The 2,891-nt window shown below is 61.7% G+C and carries 3 protein-coding genes; all 3 read left to right on the top strand.

Annotated features, from left to right (window positions below; all coding sequences use genetic code 11):
• A partial coding sequence (locus tag PK789_RS11550; protein WP_324308966.1) for a hypothetical protein occupies positions 1-1,041 on the top strand: 1,041 nt, incomplete at its 5' end.
• Positions 1,042-1,193: 152 nt separating this feature from the next.
• Entirely contained in the window at positions 1,194-1,667 is a 474-nt protein-coding gene (locus PK789_RS11545; protein ID WP_324308964.1) for a SixA phosphatase family protein, read from the top strand.
• 4 nt (positions 1,668-1,671) lie between these two features.
• A partial coding sequence (locus PK789_RS11540) for a phospholipase D family protein (protein WP_324308963.1) occupies positions 1,672-2,891 on the top strand: 1,220 nt, incomplete at its 3' end.

The raw sequence follows: 2,891 nt of genomic DNA, 5'->3' as shown, positions 1-2,891 counted from the left end.
CATCATCTGGATATCCCGCTGTTTGCAGGCAAGCTGGGCAAGACCCATCTGGAGCTGGTTGAAGGTGTGGATGAAAGCGCGCCACGCCCCGTCATCACCTTGGATCGTCAAGCCAATGGCAGCTGGCAGGGCATCTGGCGCGGCACGGATGGCAAGACGTTGCCGCTGTCATTGCATCCGGCAACACCAACGCCACCGGCAAGCGATGCCGTACCGTACCTGCACAAGCTCTATCGCGATGACCCCTATGGCTACCTGCGGCTGGCCGATTTGAAGTTGCAAGCAGGCCGCAAGCAAACCGTCATGGGGTACCACTTGCAGTGGTGGCAGCAACCTGCAGCCAAGCTGGCGATGTTCGAGATCACGGATGGCTACCCCGAGGCCGAACGTCAGCGCATCAATGCCATTCTGCGGAATCGTCTGTGGCAGGAAACCGACGCTTACTTTGAATGCATGGGGTCAGCGCACAGCGCAGACCTTGCCGACTTCGAACAAACCGTCACCCCGGAATTATTCACACCGCACCTGATCAGCGTGACGGTGCATACCGACTATTACTGCGGTGGCGCGCATCCGGATTTTGGCACTGCCGGCATCAATCTGGATGCGCATACAGGCCAGCCCATCGCGCTGGAAGATTTGCTGTGGTTGGGCAAGGGCAAAGCACCCCATGTCATTTCTTTGGCCGAAGATGCCACGCAAACCCCAGATTCTGCCGCCATGGATGCGCTATCGGCCTATCACGAAACCACCTTGGCACCCTGGTTGGTGGCGCAATTTGGCCGCATCTACCCCAAGCAAATGGCACCCACACAAGACGACGATTGCAGCTACGACGATCCCAGCTTGTGGGCCTATCCCAATTGGTATTTGACCGCCAAAGGCGTGTACTTCGGCCCCTCATTCCCACGCGCCGCACGCGCCTGCGAGGCCAATGATGATTGGTCGGTACTGCCGTGGGCCTTGGTGCGCCAACATCCCGGGCCACTACGCGATGCCATCCCCAATGCGCACCCACAAGCCCCCAGCAACACCCGTTGATTGCCACCGCAGAAACCAGACCCGCAGCGAGGTGAGCCGTGGGCACTACAAGGGCTTAGGTTTAATTCCATCCATCCCGTTTTTCCCACATCGCAAGCTGCGCAAATTCGCGCAGCCATGTACGCTGCAATCCCCAGTCACAGGAACGTCTCATGCGCGACTTGATCCTGCTTCGCCACGCCCACGCCGAACCTCCCGCGCCCGGGCAGGCCGATGCCCAGCGCCCGTTGTCTGCTGTCGGCCTAGCCGAGGCCGCCGCAGCCGGGCAGTGGTTGCGCGAACACGGCCTGTCACCTAGCCGGGTGTTGTGCTCGCCTGCGGTGCGCGCCAGCCAGACCTTGGCTGCGCTGGGCACGCTGGGCTGCGAGGACGTGCGCGAGGACGCCAGCATCTACGAAGCCCATCCCGGCACCTTGGCTGCACTGGCCGACACCCATCGCGATGCCGACCGTTTGTTGATCGTGGGCCACAACCCCGGGCTGGAACAATTGGCGGCGCTGCTGCACAGCGGCCAGACCGGTGATTACCGTGGCATGCCGCCCTGCGGCATTGCCGTATTGACACTCCCTGCCGAGGCTGCGATTGAACCCGGCGTGGCGCAACTGTCGCATTTCTGGTGGCCGTGAAGCGATGCCGGAACACCTCCTCGGTCGCTGCCTGACCGGGCTACTGGCGCTGCTGCTTGCCAGTTGCGCCAGCGTTTCGCCACAGCAACGCCGCCACGCGGAACACATCGCCGAAACCGCACGCAGCACGCAAGTGGACTGCACTCGCAGTGATGCTTGCGCGCTGGCCTCGCCGGTCATGCAAATGGCGCAACAGACATTGGCTGCATCCACCGCCGAAGCACCGCGCCATCGCGCCTTGCTGCTGGATGACGCACCGGACGCACTCTTGCTGCGGGTACACCTGATCCGCAGCGCGCAGCACAGCATCGAGCTGCAAACCTATATCTTCGATGAAGACGACGCCGCGCAACTGGTGCTGGATGAATTGCAGGCGGCCGCGTTCCGTGGGGTGAAGGTGCGCATTTTGGTTGATCAACTGGCAGCGCTGCGCAAGGTGGAAACCTTTGCCGCGCTGTCTGCGCTGCACACCAATCTGGAACTGCGGGTATACAACCCGGTGTTGGATCGCGCGCGCTTGTCGCTGCCCATGTACGCGGTGGCGGCGGCGTGCTGCTGGCGGCAACTCAACCAGCGGATGCACAACAAATTGCTGGTGGTGGATGACCACGTGGGCATCACCGGTGGGCGCAATTACCAAAACGACTATTACGATTGGGGCGAAGACTACAACTTTCGTGACCGCGACCTGTTGCTGGCCGGCCCGGTGGTGCAGGATATGCGCGCCAATTTTGATGCGTTTTGGCAATCGCAACGCAGCGTGCCAGCAGCACACTTGGGCGATGTCGCCCGTTACCTGGACCTGCACGGCCCGCCGCCGCCGCCGCACCATCCGTTTCGCAACCCAGAGCGTGTGCGTGCGCTGCTTGCCAATGTGGACGCCGCCGACATATTGCAGGCGCGCTTTGTTACCCCAGCGCTCGACGTTCAGCACGTCAGCTTTATCGCGGATTTGCCAATCAAGCATCGCAACGCCCCCGCAACGGATACCGCCGCCGCATCCACGCTTCCGGCCAGTGTGGCCAGCCGCAATCTAATGCAACTGATTGCCAACGCCCAGCACGATGTCTTGCTACAAACGCCGTATCTGGTGTTGTCCAAACCAGCGCAGCACTTGTTCCGCAGCCTGCACCGGCAATCCTCGCCGCCACGCGTGCGCATCTCCACCAATAGTTTGGCCGCCACCGATGCGTTTTTGGCTTACGCGGTGTCGTACAAATACAA

The organism is Thermomonas sp., assembly GCF_035369645.1.
Classification (GTDB): Bacteria; Pseudomonadota; Gammaproteobacteria; order Xanthomonadales; family Xanthomonadaceae; genus Thermomonas.
This window is presented reverse-complemented; position numbering and strand designations above follow the sequence as displayed.

Excerpts from the sequence above, each read along its gene's own strand:
- PK789_RS11545 (WP_324308964.1), top strand. The coding sequence starts at position 1,194 with ATGCGCGACTTGATCCTGCTTCGCCACGCCCACGCCGAACCTCCCGCG.